The organism is Pseudomonas sp. 9.1(2019) (assembly GCF_009910445.1).
Lineage (GTDB): Bacteria > Pseudomonadota > Gammaproteobacteria > Pseudomonadales > Pseudomonadaceae > Aquipseudomonas > Aquipseudomonas paraversuta.
In genome coordinates, this window is the sequence record NZ_VBWF01000005.1 from 525,728 (window position 1) to 545,736 (window position 20,009).

Genomic DNA, 20,009 nt, shown 5'->3' on the forward strand with positions numbered 1-20,009 from the left:
TTGGGAGAACCTGATCCATATGATTCGCCGTTCGCTGTCTGCTGTTTTTGCGTTGCTGGTCACGACCCCGCTATTGGCGGCACCTGCCGGTCAACAAACCTTGTTCAACTTCGTTCGCCCTGCCGATGTGGTGCAAGTGGCGACCGTGGATGCGAGCTTGCCGCAATACAACGCGGAGCAAACGGCGGAAGGTGAAGTGCTGCGTCGCGTGACCTTTAACCCGGCTGCTGCGCCAAGCCTGCGTCTCACGCCGCAAACCGGCGCATGGGACTGGTCGCAGTCGGGGATGATGACCCTGCGTATCCAGAATGCGATGAACTGGGCGCTCACCCTCGATGTGACCGTGCAAAGCAATAACGGCAAGACCCTCACCAGCCGGGTCGACTTACCTGCGGGACCGGCGCAAACCCTGTTACTGCCGTTGCAGGCGAATTCGCCGTACAGCCAGGGTATGCGCGCGGGACCGCCGATGCCGATGACTGTCGACGGGCAACGTATCTTGCTGGCCAGCACCCAAGGTGCGATTGATCTCAGCCAGGTGGTATCGGTCACCTTGTCCATCCCGCAACCCAATGCCGCGCAAAGCATTTTGCTCGAACGCTTTGGCGTGCAGGATGATGCCGGTGTGATCAAGGCCGTATACGGCTCGATCGTGGATGGCTACGGCCAGTCGACCCGGGCCAAGTGGCCGGAGCGAGTGGCCAATGATGAACAGCTCAAAGCCGCCGCTGCCAAAGAACAGCAGTTGCTCAAGGGCTGGCTGGCCAAACGGGGGGATCAGGACAAGTTTGGCGGTTCGCTCAAAGGTCCGGGGTTCAAGGCTACCGGCTTTTTTTACACCGAAAAACGCAATGGACGCTGGAATCTGGTGACCCCGCAAGGCCATCCGTTTTATTCCTTGGGCCTGAATGCCGTGACGGCCAACGATAGCCAGACCTACGTTGCCGGGCGTGAGTGGATGTTCACCGATCTGCCCGAGCAGGGTGCGCCTCTGGCCGGTTATTACGGTTCATCGAACAGCAACAACGGTAACGGTTCCGCGCAGGGGCGAGGTTACAACGTAGGCCGCTGGTACAACTTCTATGGCGCCAACCTGCAACGGATTTACGCGCAGCCTTGCGACGCCGGCAAAACAGTCCCCGGGGCTGAGCCTGTTATTCCATGTGCGCCACAAGTTATTGATGCCAAGCGCTGGCAGGAACACGCCCTGGATCGCCTGCAAGCCTGGGGCTTTAACACCATCGGCAACTGGAGCGATCCGGAACTGGGGCTCAATGATCGGGTGCCTTACACCTTGCCGCTGTCGATAGTCGGTGACTACGCCAGCATCAGCACGGGTGCCGACTGGTGGGGCGGCATGCCCGATCCGTTTGACCCGCGCTTTGCCATGGCCACCGAGCGCGCAGTGGCGATTGCTGCCCGCGACCATCGGGATGACCCATGGCTGATCGGTTATTTCGCGGACAACGAACTGGCCTGGGCCGGCCCCGGTAATGATCCGGCATCGCGCTATGCACTGGCCCTGGGCACCTTGCGGCTGACCACGGACGTACCGGCCAAACGTGCATTTCTGAAGCAGTTGCGCGACAAGTACCGTAACCAGCAAGGCCTGTCCAAAGCCTGGGGTGTCGATATCCCGGCGTGGGAGCTAATGGAAGACCCGGGTTTCGAGGCGCCGCTGCCCAACGCCGAGCACCCGGAAATTGAAGCGGATTATCAGTATTTCCAAAAGGTCTTCGCCGATACCTATTTCAAGACCATTTCCGACTCGCTGAAGTGGCATGCTCCGAATCACTTGCTGCTGGGCGGCCGCTTTGCCGTGAGCACACCAGAAGCCGTGGCCTCGTGCGCCAAGTATTGCGACGTACTGAGTTTCAACTTCTATACCCTGCAGCCGCAGGACGGTTATGACTTCGCCAAACTGCGCGAACTGGACAAGCCGGTGATGATCACTGAATTCAACTTTGGCTCCCGCGACCGAGGCCCGTTCTGGGGCGGCATGACCGAAGTGGCCAGCGAAGAAGCCCGTGGTCCGGCCTATGCCAGGTTTCTCAAGCAGGCAGTGGCTGAGCCGTCGATTGTCGGCGTGCACTGGTTCCAGTACCTGGATCAGCCGGTTACCGGCCGTTTACTCGATGGCGAGAATGGTCACTTCGGCATGATCGGTATCACCGACCTGCCGTTTACCGGCTTTGTCGACAGCGTCCGTAAAACCAACCTGCTGGTCCTCGATCAACTCGGCCAAGAGGCCGCCAAGGCCCAGGTCGCTGCAGACCAGGCCGCCAAAGCCCCGGTGCATACACCTCAGGATGGCAGCGCTGGAAGCTCTGGCCCGGGCCATGCCGGCGGTCATTCAGGTAAAGGTCACTGATCTGCGAAACCGGGCGGCGAGTCACTGCGTCGCTCCAGGGGGCCTGCGCCCTTCTAGATAGCATTTGAAAACCTGGCGCTTCCATTCAACTGAATGGAGGTTTCGAAATGGATGCGAAAGGGAGGTGCGCAAGTGGGGTCGAAGCCGTTCAGCGTGCACGCATGCGATTCGGGCCCGCTACGACTGCTCTGCGGGGATTTCACAAAAAATCCACTCTCACGCTGATACCTTCTGCGCCGACTGCGTAATGCACAAAAATTGTGCGTTGGTAGCGGTTTGCTCTGTTTCAAAATCTCACAGGGACTGGAACAATGCATGCCTTGTAGAGCCATGCTTGATTCAGGAGGTGCGGGTGCAGATTCAGGGTTTTCACGACCTTAAGTTCGAAGCAGTACGTGAGGCGTTTGCCGATCTGTTCAATGATCCGCAAGAACGCGGCGCGGCACTGTGCATCCGGATCGGCGGCGAAACGGTGCTCGATTTGTGGGCCGGCACCTCTGACAAGGACGCAGAGCAACCTTGGCACACCGACACCATTGCCAATCTGTTTTCCTGTACCAAGACCTTTACCGCAGTCACTGCGTTGCAGTTGGTAGAAGAGGGCAAGCTGGAGCTCGATGTGCCTGTTGCCCGGTATTGGCCTGAGTTCGCTGCTGCGGGCAAAGAGTCGATCACGTTGCGCCAGTTGCTCAGCCATCGCGCCGGCTTGCCGGCAATACGTGAATCAATGCCGGCGGCTGCCTTGTATGAATGGCAGACCATGGTAGATGCGCTGGCCGCGCAAGCGCCCTGGTGGACCCCCGGTGAAGGGCATGGTTACGCCGCAATCACTTATGGCTGGTTGGTAGGCGAGTTGATTCGTCGGGCCGACGGGCGCAGTGCGGGCCAATCGATAATGGCGCGTACCGCCAGGCCTTTGGGGCTGGATTTCCATATCGGGCTGGCGGATGAAGAGTTTTACCGGGTGGCCCATATTGCTCGCAGCAAAGGCACGATGGGCGATGCGGCAGCGCAACGCCTGTTGAAAGCGATGATGAATGAGCCGGCTTCGATCAGCACTCGGGCATTCACCAACCCGCCGTCTATCATGACCAGCACCAATAAGCCGGAATGGCGGCGGATGGAGCAGCCGGCGGCCAACGGCCACGGCAATGCCCGAAGCCTGGCCGGTTTCTACAGCGGTTTGCTGGATGGCAGTTTGCTTGAAGCCGAAATGCTCGGGCAATTGACCCGTGAGCACAGCATCGGTCCGGATAAAACCTTGCTGACGCAGACTCGCTTCGGGCTGGGCTGCATGCTGGATCAACCGGATGTAGCCAACGCTACCTTCGGCCTGGGCCCCAAGGCGTTTGGTCATCCCGGGGCAGGAGGGTCGATAGGCTTTGCCGATCCGGAGCGGGATGTGGCTTTTGGCTTTGTTACTAATACACTTGGGCCTTATGTATTGATGGACCCACGGGCGCAAAAGCTGGTTAAAGTCTTGGCGAGGTGTCTATAACCGGGTATTTGTAGGCCGTAGGTCGGAACCCTGTAGCTTTTATGCGTTTAATACGTTTTTTTATGTAGGCATAGCGCCTTTTATTCTTAATTCATTGTGTGGATATTCAATGTCATCTAATAAGACCCTCGCTCTGGCTCTTTGCCTGGCAATTACCGGTTGTGCACAAACTCCACAGAATGACGCCGCAGGTGGCCACAAATGGTGGCAGCTGGGCTCTTCCGACCAAGCGTCGACGCCTTCCGATAAAAGCGCCAGCGCACCTTCCAAGCCTGCAGACACTAAAGTAACTGCGCCGGTCGCCAAAACTGCCGCAGCGCCTGCGACTCCTGCTGTAGCCGAAGCCAAAGAAAGCGCTTTCAGCTGGTGGCCATTTGGTTCCGACTCGGCCAAAAAAGATGCCCCGGCGGAGAAAGAAAAGGTAGTGGTTGGCGCCGCAGCTCCTGCAACAACATCGACCAAGAATTGGTGGTGGCCGTTTGATAGCGCTGCCAAAGACAGCAAGCCCGCAACGGTTGGCGTGATTCCAATGCCAGATCCGAAAATCACTCAGGCCTGGCTGGACGAGTACGAGCCTCGCCTGCGTGCAGCAATCAAAGACACCAACCTGCAACTGGAGCGTCGCGAAAGCTTGCTGGTGATCGTGGCCTCGGCTGATAGCTCGTTCAAGGCTACACGCCCGGATTTGTTGATGCCGTCCATGCTTGGCCCGTTCACACGTGTGGCCAAAGTGGTTGAAGGCGATCCCAAAACTGCAGTACTGGTGCTTGGCCATGCGGACGCCACAGGCGCCATGGCAGCCAACACCCGACTGAGCCTGGATCGTGCCAAATCAGTGGCGGCTATCTTCCGCATGAGCGGTCTGCAGAGCAATCGTCTGACCCTGCGTGGCATGGGCTCGGTAATGCCTCGTGCAGCCAACGACAGTAATGAAGGTCGTGCACTGAACCGCCGGGTTGAAATCCTCATGACTCCGCAAGCGACCATGGTCGCGCTGGTCAGCAAATACAGCCAGCCTGCCTTGTCGCCATCTGATCTGGTTGCAGTGCAGCCGGCTGTTGCGCCGTCGATTGCGAAAAAAGCGGCTGCTCCTGCCAAGAAAGCAGTGGTTGCCAAAAAAGGCGCCCCGGCTAAAAAGGCAGTGAAAGCTGCTCCAGCCAAAAAGCCGGTAGTGGCTAAAGCCGACACCAGTAAAAAGGTTGCTGCTAACGATCAGGCCAAGAACTGATTGATTCAGGAAAGGATTGGCTCATGACTCAATCGCTGGCAGATATGCGCCGTGATTACACCCGTGACGGGCTGACCGAGGCTCAGGCTCCGGATGAGCCTTTCGCGCTGTTTCATCAGTGGTTCAGTGACGCGGTCAAAACCGAGCAGCCACCGGTCGAAGCCAACGCCATGACCCTGGCCACGGTCGATGCACAGGGTCGCCCGCATTGTCGGGTGCTCCTGCTTAAAGGTCTGGATGATCAGGGTTTTACCTTTTTCACCAACTACACCAGCGCCAAGGGCCAGCAATTGGCCGCATGTCCCTTTGCGGCGATGACCTTTTTCTGGCCTACCCTGGAGCGCCAGGTGCGTATCGAAGGTCAGGTGATCAAGGTGTCGGCGAAAGAGTCCGATGCCTACTATCAGGTTCGCCCGTTGGGTAGCCGGATCGGGGCCTGGGCTTCGCCACAAAGCCAGGTGATTGCGGGTCGCGAAGAGTTGATCGGGCTGCTTGAAGCCACAGAGGCGCGTTTCAGCGAGACCCAGCCGCACTGTCCTGAACACTGGGGCGGTTATCGGTTATTGCCTGAACGCATCGAGTTCTGGCAGGGGCGTCCAAGCCGTCTGCATGACCGGCTGAACTATCGTTTTGACGGAGCTCGCTGGACTCTTGAGCGGCTGGCGCCCTGAAGTCGCTACCGGGAGGCTGCGTAATGCAAAACGGTAATTACGCGCTACCCTTACACGAGTTTTTAGAGAGTTGTCAGGCCTGACGAGACTGTACAGGCGCTGAATAAAGGCTGTTTATCTGCGCCGCGCGGTGACATGCACCCGGCTGCAGAGTTTAATGTATCCCTGATCTTTTGGAGTTGATCCTATGCGTAAGTCCGTACTGTTAGTTGCTGCTTTTTCGACCATGACAGTTTTGTTGGGCGGCTGCACCTCGAGCTTGACCGGCGACACCTACTCGCGCGATGAAGCGCGCCGCGTGCAAACTGTTCGCATGGGCACTATCGTTGCCCTGCGTCCGGTACAGATTGAAGGCACCAAAACCCCGATCGGCGCTGCAACAGGTGCTGTTATCGGCGGCGTTGGTGGCAGTGCTATCGGTGGTGGCCGTGGCAGCATCGTGACCGCCGTTATCGGTGCAGTAGCTGGTGGCCTGCTGGGCTCGGCAGCCGAGTCGGGCCTGACCAAGACCCAGGGTGTAGAAATCACCGTACGTGAAGACGACGGCAGCACCCGTGCCTACGTGCAGCAGGTTGAGCCGAACCAGGTGTTCCGTACCGGTGAGCGTGTACGCATCATGACTGTTGACGGTACCAGCCGCGTTACCCAGTAACGCCCAAGCGACACCGCTAAAAACAAAACCCCGGCCAGTGCGAACTGGCCGGGGTTTTTGTTTGTCTATGACCCTTATCCGGGAGCGGGCTCGCGCAAGGTCAGGCGACCTGTTGTTTACGGCTAAAGAACGCCGTAACCCCGTAGCCAATCAGCGCCGCCAGAATTGAGCCGGTCAGGATGCCCATGCGGTCCATTCCCACGTAATCACTGCTTCCCGCCACAAACGCCAGGGAGCCTACAAACAGGCTCATGGTGAATCCGATACCGCACAGAATCGCTACGCCAAACACCTGACCCCAGTTAGCACCGGCCGGCAGCGCTGCACAGCCGGTTTTAATCACGATCCAGGTCAAGCCAAACACGCCCAGGGTTTTACCGAGCAGCAAGCCTGTGGCGATCCCCATCGGCACGTGGTGGGTAAAGCTGTGCAGGTTGACGCCTGTCAGCGAGACGCCGGCATTGGCGAAAGCAAACAATGGCAAAATCCCGTAAGCCACCCAGGGGTGCAGCGCATGTTCGATGCCCATCAGTGGTGACGGTTCGGAGTTCCTGGTCCGCAGCGGGATGCAGAATGCCAGGGTCACACCCGCCAGCGTGGCATGCACGCCGCTTTTAAGCACGCATACCCAGAGGATCAGTCCGATGATCATGTAAGGGGCGATCTTGACCACGCCCATGCGGTTCATCGCGATCAAAATCACCAGGCACGCCGCAGCCAGCATCAGGGATACCCCTGACAGCTCGGTGGTGTAGAACACCGCAATCACAATGATTGCGCCCAGATCATCAATGATCGCCAGGGTCATCAAGAACAGTTTGAGTGACGCCGGGACACGTTTGCCGAGCAGGGCCAGCACCCCAAGGGCGAATGCAATATCAGTGGCCATCGGGATTGCCCAGCCGCCATGGGCGTCCGGGAAATCTTTGTTGATGTACCAGTAAATCAGTGCCGGCACTACCATGCCGCCAACTGCGGCTGCACCGGGCAGTACTACCTGGGATGGTCTGGACAGCTGTCCGTCGAGCAGTTCGCGTTTGACCTCCAGGCCAATCAGCAGAAAGAACAAAGCCATCAGGCCATCGTTGATCCACAGCAGCGAGGGCTTGGCGATTTGCAAGGCACCGATCTGCACGGCCACCGGTACGTCAAGAAAGGCTGTGTAGTAGTGGGAAAACGGCGAATTGTTGATGATCAAAGCCAGAGCCGCAGCTGCAATCAACAACAGACCGCTGGCAGCTTCCAACTGAAAGAAACGAGTGAAAGTGCTACGCAGAGGCAAGGTGGCTCTCCATCGGATAGTTATGGGGTGCGATACCCGGACTTGTGAACCCGCTGGTTAAAACAAAAACCGGGTTGGCTTTTGTTTTAAACAACGCGTTGATCTCACTTCGACAAAGAGCCTAGCAGTTGAGTGCCCAATGGAGCCGCGTTGAGTTTGAGCAGACTGCAGGAACTGTCCTGTGGATCAAACTGTACCGCTGCCTGGAGCTGAAAAGGGCTGCGTAACAGCCCTTGTCGAAGCTTGGCAGCAGCAGTACAGGGTCAGGCTTCGATACCGAGAATATCCCGGGCAACGGCTTCGGCAATCCGGATGCCATCCACGCCCGCCGACAGAATTCCGCCGGCGTATCCTGCGCCTTCGCCAGCCGGGAACAGGCCTTTGACATTGAGACTCTGCATCGACCCGTCGCGGGTCATGCGCAATGGCGATGAGGTGCGAGTTTCGATCCCGGTCAGGATCGCGTCATGCATCGAGAAACCTTTGATCTGCTTCTCGAATGCCGGCAAGGCTTCGCGGATGGCTTCAATGGCGTAGGCCGGCAAAGCCAGTGCCAAATCACCCAGGGATACGCCCGGCTTGTAGGACGGTTCAACACTGCCCAGTGCGGTGGACGGCTTGCCCGCAATAAAGTCGCCAACCAATTGCGCCGGCGCTTCGTAGTTGCTGCCGCCCAACACATAGGCGTGGGCCTCCAGACGCTCTTGCAACTCGATACCGGCCAGAGGTCCACCCGGGTAGTCTTCGGGGGTAATGCCGACCACGATGCCTGAGTTGGCATTGCGTTCATTACGCGAGTATTGGCTCATGCCGTTGGTCACGACGCGGCCGGGTTCGCTGGTGGCTGCAACCACTGTACCGCCGGGGCACATGCAGAAGCTGTAGACCGAGCGGCCGTTTTTGGCGTGGTGAACCAGCTTGTAATCAGCGGCGCCCAGCTTCGGGTGACCGGCGTACTTGCCAAGGCGCGCGCTGTCGATCAACGACTGCGGGTGCTCGATACGGAAACCCACCGAGAACGGCTTGGCCTCCATATACACACCGCGCTCATGGAGCATGCGGAAGGTGTCTCGGGCGCTGTGGCCCAGGGCCATGATCACGTGCCGCGAGTTCAGTTGCTCGCCATCGGCCAGGACCACACCGGTCAAGTGTCCGTCATCGATCAATACGTCGGTAACGCGTTGCTGGAAGCGTACCTCGCCGCCCAGCGCCTCGATTTGCTGGCGCATGTTTTCGACTACGCCGGTCAGACGGAACGTACCGATGTGCGGTTTGCTGACATAGAGGATTTCGTCCGGCGCACCGGCTTTGACAAACTCGTGCAGCACTTTGCGACCGTGGTGTTTCGGGTCTTTGATCTGGCTGTAGAGCTTGCCGTCCGAGAAGGTCCCGGCGCCGCCTTCGCCAAACTGCACGTTCGATTCGGGGTTCAGGACGTTTTTGCGCCACAGGCCCCAAGTGTCTTTGGTGCGCTGGCGCACTTCAGTGCCGCGCTCAAGAATGATCGGCTTGAAGCCCATTTGTGCCAGCAGCAAGCCAGCGAAAATACCGCATGGGCCAAAACCCACCACAATCGGGCGTTCGCGTAAATCCTGGGGCGCGTGGCCGACAACTTTGTAGCTGACGTCCGGAGCAGGATTGACGTTGCGGTCATCCGCGAACCGCAGCAACAGCGGGGCTTCATCGCGCACGCTCAGGTCGATGGTGTAGATGAAGCACAATTCGGAGGTTTTTTTGCGCGCATCGTAGCTGCGCTTGAACAAGGTGAAATCGAGCAGGTCATCGCTGGCGATGCCCAGGCGCTGCACGATGGCAGGGCGCAGGTCTTCTTCGGGATGGTCGATCGGCAACTTGAGTTCGGTAATTCGTAACATGACAGTGTCCAATAGAGGGGCCAGGCAAACCCCGGCAGCCTTAACGCGAACCGGCGATTATAAGCTGCCTGGAGGTCAGACCGTCAGCAACATTTGTCGTTTAGTCGTTACGTGCGCCACCGAAGTAGCCACAACCACGCTGTACCTGACCGTTGACCCGCAGTTCAGCGCCCAGATGCTGAATGCTGCCGTTGACACTGTCCGTGCAGCGTTGCGGGGCGACCCAGAGTTCGATGTGTTGGTTGTTGGCTTCTGTGGACAGGGAGAAGCGACCGTCGCCGACCTGTTCCTCAACAAAAGGCAGTGCCAGTTGTGGCTGGCCTTCGCGTTTTAGCACCATGCCCTTGGCGCCTGCCTGGACTTCCCACGCCGGGCCATTGCCGTTGGCATGCACGGTGATTTGTTTGAAGTTGGGGTCTTTGCAGGCGGAACTGTTGCGCTCCAGGCGATACAGTTGTTGCAGCTGAACTTCGCCGTCAGTGCCGGGGACTTTACCGGTGACAAAGCTGCCGCGAATGTCGGCGAACAACTTGCCGGGCTTGTCAGGCATGTCCGTGGCGTCTTGCACCAGGGTGGTACTGGCACTGTCACGCACTACATAGCGCTGTTGCCCGACGCATGGCTGAAAAATTAACTGGCCATTGGCCGAAACCAGCTCACCTTGCAGACGGGTCATGCCGGCATTGCTGTCAGCGGGTTTACTGTTGAACATTTGGCAGCCCGCAAAAAGGGGCAACAGGGCGAACAAAACCAAGGAACGAGCAGCACGCATCATTGAGACTCCTGACTAGTGCTGCCACGTTACTTAGGCGCGAAGTGCTGCACAAGGGGCGATCTTTTTTTCCGCCGGGCAGGCCCTGCGCGAGCGTGCCCGTTCGAGATTTTTTGATCCGCAAAGCCCGCCCCTGCAAAGGGACTGGTCGATTAGCCGACCTGATGGGTTTGCCCGGTGTGCAGGCCTTCTACGCTTTTGGCGTAGGCCAACGCCACGTCAGCTGCTGCGACCGACTTGAATCCGCGGAAGTATGCGGCATATTTGCCCATGGCTTCGGTCAGCACGGTAGGGCTCACCGAGTTCACCCGCAGGCCGCGGGGCAGTTCGATCGCCGCGGCTTTTACGAAGCCATCCAGTGCGGCGTTTACCAGGGCTGCGCTGCTGCCGGTACGAATCGGCTCACGGTTGATTACACCGCTGGTGAACGTAAACGAGGCGCCGTCGTTAGCAAATTCACGACCGATCAGCAGCAGATTGACCTGCCCCATCAGTTTGTCCTGCAAGCCCAGGGTGAAGTCTTTTTCGCTCATCTCGGCCAATGGCACGAAATTGACGTTGCCTGCAGCGCACACCAGGGCGTCGAAGCGACCGGTTTTTTCAAACAGTTGCCGAATCGAAGCGCTGTTGCTGATATCAACCTGGAAATCGCCACTGCTGCGACCAATGCGCACGATTTCATGGCGGGGCGACAACTCGCGGTCAATGGCTGAACCTATGGTGCCCGTAGCGCCGATCAACAGAATCTTCATTGCCATGTTCCTTCAGTGATGGGGTGTGGGTTGAGTCTAATGCTGGTGTTTTAAGGTGATAAGCGCACTAATGGGCAACCTTTGGTTTTCATATGGAAACAATCAATGAGCGAAGTGGATGACCTGGCGGCGTTCGCTGTGTTGATCGATGCCGGCAGTTTTACCCTGGCGTCCCAGCAGCTGGGGTGCAGCAAAGGGCAGTTGTCCAAGCGCATCAGCCACCTTGAAGCGCAGTTCTCGGTGGTGTTGCTGCACCGCACTACCAGACGCCTGAGCCTGACTGCAGCCGGCGCTGCATTGCTGCCCCAGGCTCAGGCGCTGGTAGTACAAGTGGAGCGTGCGCGTCAGGCATTGGCACGGCTCAAGGACGACATGGCAGGTCCGGTGCGTATGACTGTGCCCGTGTCACTGGGTGAAACCTTCTTTGATGCACTGCTGCTGGAGTTCTCCCGGGATTACCCGCAGGTGCAGATTGAGCTGGAGCTCAACAACAGTTATCGCGATTTGGCGCGGGACGGTTTTGATCTGGCGATCCGCTCGCAAGTGAGCAGTCACGAGCGGTTAGTGGCCAGGCCCGTGCTGACCTGGCATGAAGTCACTTGCGCCAGCCCGGCCTATCTTGAGCAACACGGCGAGCCGGATACTCCGCAACAACTGGTGGAGCATCAGTGCTTGCTGAACAGTCACTACAGTGGACGTGAGGAGTGGCAGTACCACCAGCAGCATGATTTGCATCGGGTTCGGGTATCGGGGGTGTTCGCCAGTAATCACTACAGTTTGCTGAAAAAAGCCGCCCTGATCGGTTCGGGAATCGCCCGTTTGCCGTCTTACATGCTCCAGGCTGAGCTGGCGGACGGGCGTTTGCGCGGCTTGTTGCGTGATTATCAGACCCGCAGCAATCCCATGTATCTGGTGCATCCCTATCAGGGGGGCTTGCCCAGGCGCACCCAGGTGCTGGCGGACTACCTGACGGGCTGGTTTAAGCGTAGCGGTGAGGCATTAGACCGGCTTCAGCCATAGCGGCGCGCAATCAGCCGGTCAATTGAACAGGCACCCGGACCTCTTGCCATCAGGTACAACAGAATTGCGATCCAGGTGCCGTGGGTCGGGTAAGCATCGGGGTAGACGAACAACTGAATGGTCAGGGTCATGCCCAGCAGGGCCAGCGCCGAAAAGCGGGTAGCGAAACCCAGCAGGATCAACACCGGGAACAGATGCTCACTGAGGGTCGCCGCGTATGCAGCTACATCAGGGGGCAGCAGTGGCAGCTGGTAATCGGTGCTGAACAGGTAGGTGGTGGACGCGGCCAGGTGCGGTACGCCGAGCTGGAACGTACCGTTAACCAGGTCGATGGCAAAACCTTCGACTTTGGTCTGGCCTGACTTCCAGAACACGGCGGCAATGGAAAAGCGTGCGATCAAAGCGATCAAACTGTGGGGGATGCGCTGCATGAGTGCAATTGCGTACTCGATCCAACGGCGTAACAGGCAGGAGGTTGCGACAGGCGTGTTCATGGCGAAATCTCGGGAGCAGGGGACAAATCAGTGATGGCGTCATGGGTAATCAGCAGCGCCAGGGCCTGGCTCAAGTCAAAGTAAGGATCAACCTGCAGGGCATGTTCCGCGGCGGGCCCCAAGGCATGGCAGCTCTGCAGATGCCTGATAAAGGCCGTGTAACCGGGGCTGACGGCGAATACCTCGACAGATAATCCATAACGCAGCACCACGGTGCTTTGTGGCAGGCTCAGGTCAAGTCCCAGGCTTAGCTCCTCGTTTTGATGTGCGGCCCATAAATCGGCTACGGCGTAAGGCGAGTCCAGGGTTGCAACGCCGGGGTGCAGCTGCAGGTGCAACTGACCGAGACTTTCTGGCACCTTGAGCATCCGGGCCAGTACCTGCGGATCCACCGCGCAGGCGTCTGCTGCGTGATAGGCCGCTACACACAAGCGCTCAAGACGTGCGGTATCGGCCAGGTAGGGCAGGCTCCTGGCGGGCTCGAAATCGCCAATGAAGTCAGCAAAACGGACGCCATAGGTGCTCATTATCGGGCTGTCAGGCGGGCTTTTTTTAATGAATAGCCGTGCCATTTCCTGAAAAAAATACTCGCCCACCAACCTGGCCACTACGGGATAACTGAATGCCAGCGCATTGATCAACCCTCTCTGGACATTGTTGCGATACACCGCGAAACGGCTCTCGATGTGCCCGTTGCGCGATACCAAACCTCGCGGGCATGGCTGTTGGGAGTCAAGCACGGCTGCGCTGAACGCTTCTTGTAGTCTCATGTTCGCTCCCGGGTCGTTAGCAGGTAACAGTCAGCGAGTTCGGCCTGGGCGAGCAGTTCGCTGAAAACAGGCAATTGGTTGTCGCGCTCGATCAGCGTGGCCACCGGGCCAACGCATTCCAGTACCTGCTGGTACAACGCCCAGACAGCCTGGTCGACGGGGGCGCCATGGCTATCGATCAGCAAGCGCTGCCCTGACTGGTCGATATCTTCTGCAAAGCCTGCCAGATGAAGTTCGCCCACCGCGTGCAAGGGCAGTGCGTTGATATAGGCCAGGGGATCGCGGTCATGGTTGACGCAGGACACGTACACATTGTTCACGTCCAGTAACAGGCCGCAGCCGCTACGGGTGATGACTTCATGAATGAAGCTCGCTTCGTCGAAATGTGTCTGGTCGAACTCCACATAGGTCGCGGGATTTTCCAGCAGTATCTGGCGCTGCAAGGTGTTTTGAACCTGATCTATATGTGCGCAGACCCGCTGCAGGGTGCTCAGGTCATAGCGCAAAGGCAGCAAGTCGTTGAGAAAATGCGGCCCGTGGCTGGACCAGGCCAGATGTTCTGAAAACACCCGAGGCCGGTAGCGGGCAAGCAAAGTTTGTAAACGTTGCAGATGCTCGATATTGAGTGGGGTGTCGCTGCCAATCGACAGGCCGACCCCATGAATCGACAACGGGTAGCGTTCTCTGATCAAACCCAGGTAATGATGGAAGGGGCCGCCTGCCACCATGTAGTTTTCTGCATGTACTTCAAAGAACCCGACATCAGGCAGGGATTCCAGTACATCCTTGAAGTGTTCGGCCTTGAGCCCCAGGCCCGCACGCGGCGGGAGCTGGGAGATACGAGGCGCGATGAGCGAAGCAGTTGAACTGTGCATCATCAGGACCCATGGCTGGACATCAGGATTTGGCAGTGAAAGCGGCAAGTTGGCCAAAGCCGGTGGATGAGGTGTGGCTGGCCGTTTTATCGCAGGTACCTTTAGGCACGAGTTTCCAGGCATCGCCCTGGTAGTCGGTTTTGGAGGTGCCTGCGCAGGTGGTGCCCGCGCCTGCGGCGCAATCGTTTTGGCCTTTCAAGGCAACCCCGAAGCACTTCTCCATATCGCCGGCCGCCTGGGCGGGCAAAGCGGCAACGGTCAAAGCAGAGCCCAGGGCAAGAGCCAGGGCTGCAGCGGAAAAAGTGCGGGTGGTTTTGTTGTTCATGGTGAGTCTCCAGGGGTGATATTTACTACGCCGGCCACTGAATGCTGCCGGCTTACCCCTCTAGAGAGAGCAGCCCGGGATTTGTTACAGGCGACTGAAAAGAAGTTAGGGTTCCGGTCGGCGCAGCCTTTTCCGGCGCCCATGAAAAACGGCCCCGAAGGGCCGTTTTGTGTCGCAGGCAGCGTCAGCCGCCCAGATAGGCATCACGCACTTTTGGATCGTTGAGCAATTGCTCTCCGGTGCCTTGCATCACCACCCGGCCGTTTTCCAGCACGTAGGCGCGGTCAGCAATTTTTAGCGCCTGGTTGGCGTTCTGCTCCACCAGAAACACCGTCACGCCCTCATCCCGCAGTTGTTCAATAATGTCGAAAATCTGCTGAATGATGATCGGAGCCAGCCCAAGTGATGGTTCGTCGAGCAACAGCAACTTGGGTTTACTCATCAGCGCCCGGCCGATCGCAAGCATTTGCTGCTCGCCACCGGACATGGTGCCGCCCCGTTGATTGAAACGCTCTTTCAGGCGCGGGAACAGGTGCAGAACCTTGTCCATTTGCTCCTGGTATTCGTGCTTCTCAGTAAAGAACCCGCCCATGGCAAGGTTCTCTTCCACGGTCAGGCGGGCAAATACCCGCCGGCCTTCCGGTACCACGGCAATGCTCTTGCGCATGATCTGCGCCGAAGTCAGCCCCACCAGTTCTTCGCCCAGATAGCGAATGCTGCCGCTTTGGGCCTGGGGCGAGCCGCACAGGGTCATCATCAAGGTCGACTTGCCAGCGCCGTTAGCGCCGATCAGGGTCACGATCTCGCCCTGACGTACCTCGACATTCACCCCATGCAGTGCCTGGATCTTGCCGTAAAAGGTAGAGACGTTTTCAAATTGCAGCATTTACGCTTCCCCCAGATAGGCTTTGATCACTTCAGGGTTATCGCGGATCTGCTCCGGAGTCCCGTCGGCCAAAGGTGTGCCCTGATTGATCACTACGATATGGTCGGAAATGCTCATGACCAGTTTCATGTCATGTTCAATCAATAGCACCGTAGCGTTGTGCTCGTTGCGTAAAACGCTGATCAGCGCCTTGAGGTCTTCGGTTTCCTTGGGGTTGAGACCGGCTGCCGGTTCGTCGAGCATGAGGATGCGCGGGCGCGTCATCATGCAGCGAGCGATTTCCAGGCGCCGTTGCTGGCCGTAGGCCAGGGTGCCCGCCGGGCGGTTGGCGAACTCGGTCAGGTTGACCTTGTCCAGCCAGTACGCGGCGTAGTCCATGGCATCGCGCTCGCTTTTACGGAACGCCGGGGTTTTGAACAGCCCCGCGAGGAAGTTGGTGTTGAGATGGCGATGTTGAGCAATCAACAGGTTCTCAACGGCTGTCATGTCCTTGAACAGGCGCACGTTCTGGAAGGTACGCACCACGCCCTTGCGGGCAATTTCATGGCCTGCCAGGCCTTCAATGGGTTCGCCATCCAGCAGGATGCTGCCCGACGATGGCTTGTAGAAGCCGGTCAGGCAGTTGAACACCGTGGTTTTGCCGGCGCCGTTAGGGCCGATCATTGACACTACCTGTTTTTCCTTGACGGTCAGCGCGACGCCATTCACCGCCAGCAAGCCGCCAAAGCGCATGCACAGGCCACTGACTTTCAGTATCTCGCGGCTCATTTTCGCAGCTCCAGATGAGGACGTTGCATTGGCAGCAGACCTTGCGGACGCCAGATCATCATCAGCACCATCAGGGCGCCGAACAGCAGCATCCGGTACTCACTGAAATCACGCATCATTTCCGGCAGCAGGATCATCACCACGGCTGCCAGAATCACGCCCAGTTGCGAGCCCATGCCACCCAGTACCACGATGGCCAGAATGATCGCCGACTCGAGGAAGGTGAACGACTCCGGGGTCACCAGGCCCTGGCGGGCGGCAAAGAAGCTGCCTGCAAAGCCTGCAAAGGTGGCACCCAGGGTGAAGGCCGACAGCTTGATGATGGTCGGATTCAAGCCCAGTGCACGGCAGGCAATTTCGTCTTCACGCAGGGCTTCCCACGCGCGACCGATCGGCATGCGCAGCAGGCGGTTGATCACGAACAGTACGATAAGCACCAGCACCAGCGCGATCAGGTACAGGAAAATCACCTTGTTGATCGAGTTGTACGCGATGCCAAAGTATTCGTGGAACGTCTGCATGCCCTCGGCTGCGGTTCTGTCGAAGCTCAGGCCGAAAAGGGTCGGTTTCGGGATGTTGCTGATGCCGTTCGGCCCGCCGGTGATGTCCGTCAGGTTACGCAGGAACAGACGGATGATTTCACCAAAGCCCAGGGTCACGATGGCCAGATAGTCACCGCGTAAACGCAAGACCGGGAAACCCAGCAGGAAACCAAAGGTGGCTGCCATCAAACCGGCCAGCGGCAAGCAGATCCAGAAGCTCAGGCCGAAGTAGTGCGCCAGCAATGCATAGGTGTAGGCACCCACTGCATAGAAGCCCACGTAACCCAGGTCGAGCAGCCCGGCCAGGCCGACCACGATGTTCAGGCCAAGGCCCAGCATCACGTAGATCAGGATCAGGGTGGCGATGTCCACGGCACCGCGGGAACCATAGAACGGCCAGATCAGGGCCACGATCACCAGACCCAGAATGATCCAGCGCTGGGTGCTGGGCAGGGTCAGGAAGTCAGTGGCTTTGGACGGCACTTTTGGCATGTTGGGCGAAGCCTTCCAGGCCGCGCTCAGTTGCTGGTTGAACAGCACGCGCACAAACATCAGCAGCGAGCAGATCGCAATCACGCTCAGGGTAAAGGTGCTGGTGTTGTGAACTTCGATGTTGATTCCGACGATAGTCAGTTTCAGACCGAGTACCGGGTAGGCGACGGCCCATACCAGCAGGGCGCTGAAGAACGCCGATTTAAGATTCCTAGTCATACTTTTTCAATCTCCGGACGTCCCAGAATGCCGGTCGGACGGAACAGCAGTACCAATACGAGCAGGCCGAAAGCCACTACGTCTTTGTACTGGTCGCCAAAGATATCGGCACCAAAGGCTTCAGCCACACCAAGCACCAGACCACCAAGCATTGCGCCGGGGATACTGCCGATCCCGCCCAATACTGCAGCAGTGAAGGCTTTAAGCCCCACGAGGAAACCGGAGCCGGGGTTGATCACGCCGTATTGAACGCTGATCAGAACGGCGGCAACGGCTGCCAGAGCGGCGCCGATCACAAACGTCAGGGCAATCACGTTGTTGGTGTTGATGCCCAGCAGGTTGGCCATCTTCATGTCTTCGGCGCAGGCGCGGCAGGCGCGGCCAAGGCGTGAACGGGAGATGAACAGGGTCAGGCCGAGCATGGCCAGGAGGGTGACCACGAAGACTACGATTTGCATGTAGGAGACAACGACTTCGCTAGCCCCGCCCGGACCGAAGGTGAAGCCGCCGGGGATCAGGTTAGGGATCGATTTGTCTTTCGAGTCCTGGGACAACAGCACCATGTTTTGCAGGAAAATCGACATGCCGATGGCAGAAATCAAGGGGATCAGGCGGTTACTGCCACGCAGAGGACGGTAAGCCACCCGTTCAATGCTGTAGCCATAAGCACTGGTGACCACGATGCTGGCGATAAACGCCCCGGTCAGCAGTAATGGCACGCTGTCCAGACCCATCATGGTCAGGCCGGCGATGGCGATAAACGCAATGTAGGAACCAATCATGTACACCTCGCCGTGGGCGAAGTTGATCATTCCAATAATGCCGTAAACCATCGTATAGCCGATGGCGATCAGGGCATAGGTGCTGCCAACGTTGAGGCCGTTAACCAGCATTTGGAAGAAGTGATAGATGTCAGGCATTACAAAGCTCCTAAAAACCTGAGACGCATTTCACTGGTGGAGTCATTTTCCGGCCTGGGTCATGGGGGTTTTCACCCACTTTGAGCGCAGGTCTTCTGCCAGCGAACCGCTGGTGACGGTTTTAAAGATTTTCAGGTGGGCAGACTTCCGGATCACGAAAGCGCGGCCCCTTTTCTGTGAATCCAGGGTTCGTAAAACAAAACCCACTGCTCGCGCAGTGGGCTTCGTTGTCAGATCAGGAACCGGGACTTACTGAGGGCTAACCTCTGTTTTGGGTTTGCCGAAGTGCCATTCGTAGACCACGAACTTGAAGTTCTTCAGGTCGCCTTTGTCATCAAAGCTCAGGTCGCCCATCGGGGTCTTGAATGTCCCGTCATGGATGGCTTTGGCCACTTTTGCAGTGTCTTCGCTTTTGGCTTGTTCAATACCCTGGGCAATGACTTCAACTGCGGTGTAGGCAGGGAATACAAACGGACCGGTAGGGTCTTTTTTGTCTGCGACGAACTTCGCTACCAGTGCCTTGTTTTCAGGCTGTTGGTCGAATGCTTGTGGCAGGGTCACCAGCAAACCTTCGGAAGCGCCCTGGGCGATTTGCGAGATGGAGTCGTTACCCACGCCTTCCGGGCCCATGAACTTGGCGTTCAGGCCTTTTTCCTTGGCCTGGCGCAGGATCAGGCCCAGCTCAGGGTGGTAACCGCCGTAGTAAACGAAGTCGACATTGGCTTGCTTGAGCTTGGCAATGACCGCCGCGAAGTCTTTATCGCCAGCATTGACGCCTTCAAAGACTGCGACTTTGACGCCTTTGTTTTCCAGAGTCTGTTTGACCGCGGTGGCGATACCTTCACCGTACTGCTGCTTGTCGTGCAGCACTGCGACGACTTTCGGTTTGACGTGATCGGCGATGTAGTTACCGGCCGCAGGGCCTTGAGCGCTGTCCAGACCGATGGTGCGGAAGATGTTCTTGTAACCACGGGCGGTGATTTCCGGCGCGGTGGCGGCGGGGGTAATCATGATGATGCCTTCGTCTTCGTAGATGTCCGAAGGAGGCTGGGTGGAGCTGGAGCACAGGTGACCGACTACAAACTTGACGCCGTCGTTGACGATTTTGTTGGCTACTGCAACGGCTTGTTTTGGATCGCAGGCGTCGTCGTATTCCTTGGCTTCAAGCAGGAGCTTTTTGCCGTCGACGTCAACTCCGCCTTTGGCGTTGATGTCTGCAATAGCCTGTTTGGCGCCAGTGAACTGCATGTCGCCATACTGAGTAACAGGGCCTGTTTTAGGACCCGCAATACCGATCTTGATGGTGTCTGCTGCAAACGAATGGCTGGCAACCCCGGCCAAAACCATCGCGGCAAACAATTTGGTAATTTGCTTAGTAGCCATCTCTATTGGTGCTCCACTCTTCTGTTGTAATTTTTATAGTCCTGGAAGCCAAGGCAGCCGGACCGGGTCTTTTCTAGCGAAATTCCCGGCCAATCCCCCCTGCAACTGTACCGGTACAGTGTAGAGCGCCGGTTTAGCGCTTGAATAGCGTGTATCCGAGGGAAAAAGCAGGAAATGTCGCTTAAACGAAAGAAAGAGACAGAATGGCGGCGGAA

19 protein-coding genes are annotated in these 20,009 nt (G+C 57.9%); 6 read left to right on the forward strand and 13 right to left on the reverse strand.

Annotated features, from left to right (window positions below; genetic code table 11):
- Positions 1 to 19 precede the first annotated feature (19 nt).
- From FEZ21_RS08470 to FEZ21_RS08490, 5 genes are all read left to right on the forward strand, one after another.
- Positions 20 to 2,371, forward strand: coding sequence for a beta-galactosidase (locus FEZ21_RS08470; RefSeq protein WP_160626859.1), 2,352 nt, complete (start codon positions 20 to 22; stop codon positions 2,369 to 2,371).
- Positions 2,372 to 2,723: 352 nt separating this feature from the next.
- Entirely contained in the window at positions 2,724 to 3,869 is a 1,146-nt protein-coding gene (locus FEZ21_RS08475; RefSeq protein WP_003443145.1) for an EstA family serine hydrolase, read from the forward strand.
- Between the two features lie 109 nt (positions 3,870 to 3,978).
- Entirely contained in the window at positions 3,979 to 5,097 is a 1,119-nt protein-coding gene (locus FEZ21_RS08480; protein ID WP_160626860.1) for an OmpA family protein, read from the forward strand.
- 23 nt (positions 5,098 to 5,120) lie between these two features.
- Positions 5,121 to 5,768 carry a pyridoxamine 5'-phosphate oxidase gene (gene pdxH / locus FEZ21_RS08485; RefSeq protein WP_003443143.1) on the forward strand — a complete coding sequence of 216 codons (648 nt, stop codon included), beginning with the start codon at positions 5,121 to 5,123 and terminating at the stop codon, positions 5,766 to 5,768.
- Between the two features lie 187 nt (positions 5,769 to 5,955).
- The gene (locus FEZ21_RS08490; protein WP_003443142.1) at positions 5,956 to 6,420 is read left to right on the forward strand and encodes a glycine zipper 2TM domain-containing protein; all 465 of its coding nucleotides are present in this window, start codon (positions 5,956 to 5,958) and stop codon (positions 6,418 to 6,420) included.
- 100 nt (positions 6,421 to 6,520) lie between these two features.
- On the opposite strand, the gene nhaA is transcribed toward FEZ21_RS08490, so the two are convergent.
- From nhaA to FEZ21_RS08510, 4 genes are all read right to left on the reverse strand, one after another.
- Positions 6,521 to 7,702: a Na+/H+ antiporter NhaA gene (nhaA, locus tag FEZ21_RS08495; RefSeq protein ID WP_160626862.1), complete on the reverse strand. Its 1,182-nt coding sequence runs from the start codon at positions 7,700 to 7,702 to the stop codon at positions 6,521 to 6,523.
- Between the two features lie 263 nt (positions 7,703 to 7,965).
- Positions 7,966 to 9,576, reverse strand: a complete 1,611-nt coding sequence (locus tag FEZ21_RS08500; RefSeq protein ID WP_003443140.1) for an NAD(P)/FAD-dependent oxidoreductase — start codon at positions 9,574 to 9,576, stop codon at positions 7,966 to 7,968.
- A 100-nt stretch (positions 9,577 to 9,676) separates the two neighbouring features.
- Positions 9,677 to 10,348: a COG3650 family protein gene (locus FEZ21_RS08505; protein ID WP_003443139.1), complete on the reverse strand. Its 672-nt coding sequence runs from the start codon at positions 10,346 to 10,348 to the stop codon at positions 9,677 to 9,679.
- 152 nt (positions 10,349 to 10,500) lie between these two features.
- Positions 10,501 to 11,100 carry a short chain dehydrogenase gene (locus tag FEZ21_RS08510; protein WP_160626864.1) on the reverse strand — a complete coding sequence of 200 codons (600 nt, stop codon included), beginning with the start codon at positions 11,098 to 11,100 and terminating at the stop codon, positions 10,501 to 10,503.
- Positions 11,101 to 11,205: 105 nt separating this feature from the next.
- On the opposite strand from FEZ21_RS08510, the gene FEZ21_RS08515 reads away from it, so the two are divergent.
- Positions 11,206 to 12,120, forward strand: a complete 915-nt coding sequence (locus tag FEZ21_RS08515; protein WP_010655675.1) for a LysR family transcriptional regulator — start codon at positions 11,206 to 11,208, stop codon at positions 12,118 to 12,120.
- Here the strand turns inward: FEZ21_RS08515 and FEZ21_RS08520 are convergent.
- The 9 genes from FEZ21_RS08520 to FEZ21_RS08560 form a co-directional block, all read right to left on the reverse strand.
- Positions 12,111 to 12,614: a DoxX family protein gene (locus tag FEZ21_RS08520; RefSeq protein ID WP_127196131.1), complete on the reverse strand. Its 504-nt coding sequence runs from the start codon at positions 12,612 to 12,614 to the stop codon at positions 12,111 to 12,113. The genes FEZ21_RS08515 and FEZ21_RS08520 overlap by 10 nt on opposite strands.
- Positions 12,611 to 13,384 carry a DNA-binding domain-containing protein gene (locus tag FEZ21_RS08525; RefSeq protein ID WP_160626866.1) on the reverse strand — a complete coding sequence of 258 codons (774 nt, stop codon included), beginning with the start codon at positions 13,382 to 13,384 and terminating at the stop codon, positions 12,611 to 12,613. Before FEZ21_RS08525 ends, FEZ21_RS08520 begins: the two co-directional genes overlap by 4 nt.
- Positions 13,381 to 14,259: a DUF692 domain-containing protein gene (locus tag FEZ21_RS08530; RefSeq protein WP_003443134.1), complete on the reverse strand. Its 879-nt coding sequence runs from the start codon at positions 14,257 to 14,259 to the stop codon at positions 13,381 to 13,383. Before FEZ21_RS08530 ends, FEZ21_RS08525 begins: the two co-directional genes overlap by 4 nt.
- A gap of 22 nt (positions 14,260 to 14,281) precedes the next feature.
- A complete protein-coding gene (locus FEZ21_RS08535; RefSeq protein WP_003443123.1) occupies positions 14,282 to 14,584 on the reverse strand; it encodes a DUF2282 domain-containing protein in 303 nt (100 codons plus the stop codon).
- Positions 14,585 to 14,768: 184 nt separating this feature from the next.
- Positions 14,769 to 15,470 carry an ABC transporter ATP-binding protein gene (locus FEZ21_RS08540; protein ID WP_003443115.1) on the reverse strand — a complete coding sequence of 234 codons (702 nt, stop codon included), beginning with the start codon at positions 15,468 to 15,470 and terminating at the stop codon, positions 14,769 to 14,771.
- Positions 15,471 to 16,238 (reverse strand): high-affinity branched-chain amino acid ABC transporter ATP-binding protein LivG, encoded by a 768-nt coding sequence (livG, locus tag FEZ21_RS08545; RefSeq protein WP_003443113.1) that lies wholly within the window; start codon positions 16,236 to 16,238, stop codon positions 15,471 to 15,473.
- Positions 16,235 to 17,491: a high-affinity branched-chain amino acid ABC transporter permease LivM gene (locus FEZ21_RS08550; protein ID WP_003443111.1), complete on the reverse strand. Its 1,257-nt coding sequence runs from the start codon at positions 17,489 to 17,491 to the stop codon at positions 16,235 to 16,237. Before FEZ21_RS08550 ends, livG begins: the two co-directional genes overlap by 4 nt.
- Positions 17,488 to 18,411 (reverse strand): high-affinity branched-chain amino acid ABC transporter permease LivH, encoded by a 924-nt coding sequence (livH, locus tag FEZ21_RS08555; protein WP_003443109.1) that lies wholly within the window; start codon positions 18,409 to 18,411, stop codon positions 17,488 to 17,490. The genes FEZ21_RS08550 and livH overlap by 4 nt, the downstream gene beginning before the upstream one ends.
- Positions 18,412 to 18,660: 249 nt before the next feature.
- A complete protein-coding gene (locus FEZ21_RS08560) occupies positions 18,661 to 19,800 on the reverse strand; it encodes a branched-chain amino acid ABC transporter substrate-binding protein (protein WP_269465423.1) in 1,140 nt (379 codons plus the stop codon).
- Positions 19,801 to 20,009: the final 209 nt, after the last annotated feature.

What these genes read in the sequence shown, in the direction of transcription:
- FEZ21_RS08470 (WP_160626859.1), top strand. Translation starts at nt 20, where the DNA reads ATGATTCGCCGTTCGCTGTCTGCTGTTTTTGCGTTGCTGGTCACGACC.
- FEZ21_RS08480 (WP_160626860.1), top strand. Translation starts at nt 3,979, where the DNA reads ATGTCATCTAATAAGACCCTCGCTCTGGCTCTTTGCCTGGCAATTACC.
- pdxH (WP_003443143.1), top strand. Translation starts at nt 5,121, where the DNA reads ATGACTCAATCGCTGGCAGATATGCGCCGTGATTACACCCGTGACGGG.
- FEZ21_RS08490 (WP_003443142.1), top strand. Translation starts at nt 5,956, where the DNA reads ATGCGTAAGTCCGTACTGTTAGTTGCTGCTTTTTCGACCATGACAGTT.
- FEZ21_RS08500 (WP_003443140.1), bottom strand. Translation starts at nt 9,576, where the DNA reads ATGTTACGAATTACCGAACTCAAGTTGCCGATCGACCATCCCGAAGAA.
- FEZ21_RS08505 (WP_003443139.1), bottom strand. Translation starts at nt 10,348, where the DNA reads ATGCGTGCTGCTCGTTCCTTGGTTTTGTTCGCCCTGTTGCCCCTTTTT.
- FEZ21_RS08510 (WP_160626864.1), bottom strand. Translation starts at nt 11,100, where the DNA reads ATGAAGATTCTGTTGATCGGCGCTACGGGCACCATAGGTTCAGCCATT.
- FEZ21_RS08515 (WP_010655675.1), top strand. Translation starts at nt 11,206, where the DNA reads ATGAGCGAAGTGGATGACCTGGCGGCGTTCGCTGTGTTGATCGATGCC.
- FEZ21_RS08520 (WP_127196131.1), bottom strand. Translation starts at nt 12,614, where the DNA reads ATGAACACGCCTGTCGCAACCTCCTGCCTGTTACGCCGTTGGATCGAG.
- FEZ21_RS08525 (WP_160626866.1), bottom strand. Translation starts at nt 13,384, where the DNA reads ATGAGACTACAAGAAGCGTTCAGCGCAGCCGTGCTTGACTCCCAACAG.
- FEZ21_RS08530 (WP_003443134.1), bottom strand. Translation starts at nt 14,259, where the DNA reads ATGCACAGTTCAACTGCTTCGCTCATCGCGCCTCGTATCTCCCAGCTC.
- FEZ21_RS08535 (WP_003443123.1), bottom strand. Translation starts at nt 14,584, where the DNA reads ATGAACAACAAAACCACCCGCACTTTTTCCGCTGCAGCCCTGGCTCTT.
- FEZ21_RS08540 (WP_003443115.1), bottom strand. Translation starts at nt 15,470, where the DNA reads ATGCTGCAATTTGAAAACGTCTCTACCTTTTACGGCAAGATCCAGGCA.
- livG (WP_003443113.1), bottom strand. Translation starts at nt 16,238, where the DNA reads ATGAGCCGCGAGATACTGAAAGTCAGTGGCCTGTGCATGCGCTTTGGC.
- FEZ21_RS08550 (WP_003443111.1), bottom strand. Translation starts at nt 17,491, where the DNA reads ATGACTAGGAATCTTAAATCGGCGTTCTTCAGCGCCCTGCTGGTATGG.
- livH (WP_003443109.1), bottom strand. Translation starts at nt 18,411, where the DNA reads ATGCCTGACATCTATCACTTCTTCCAAATGCTGGTTAACGGCCTCAAC.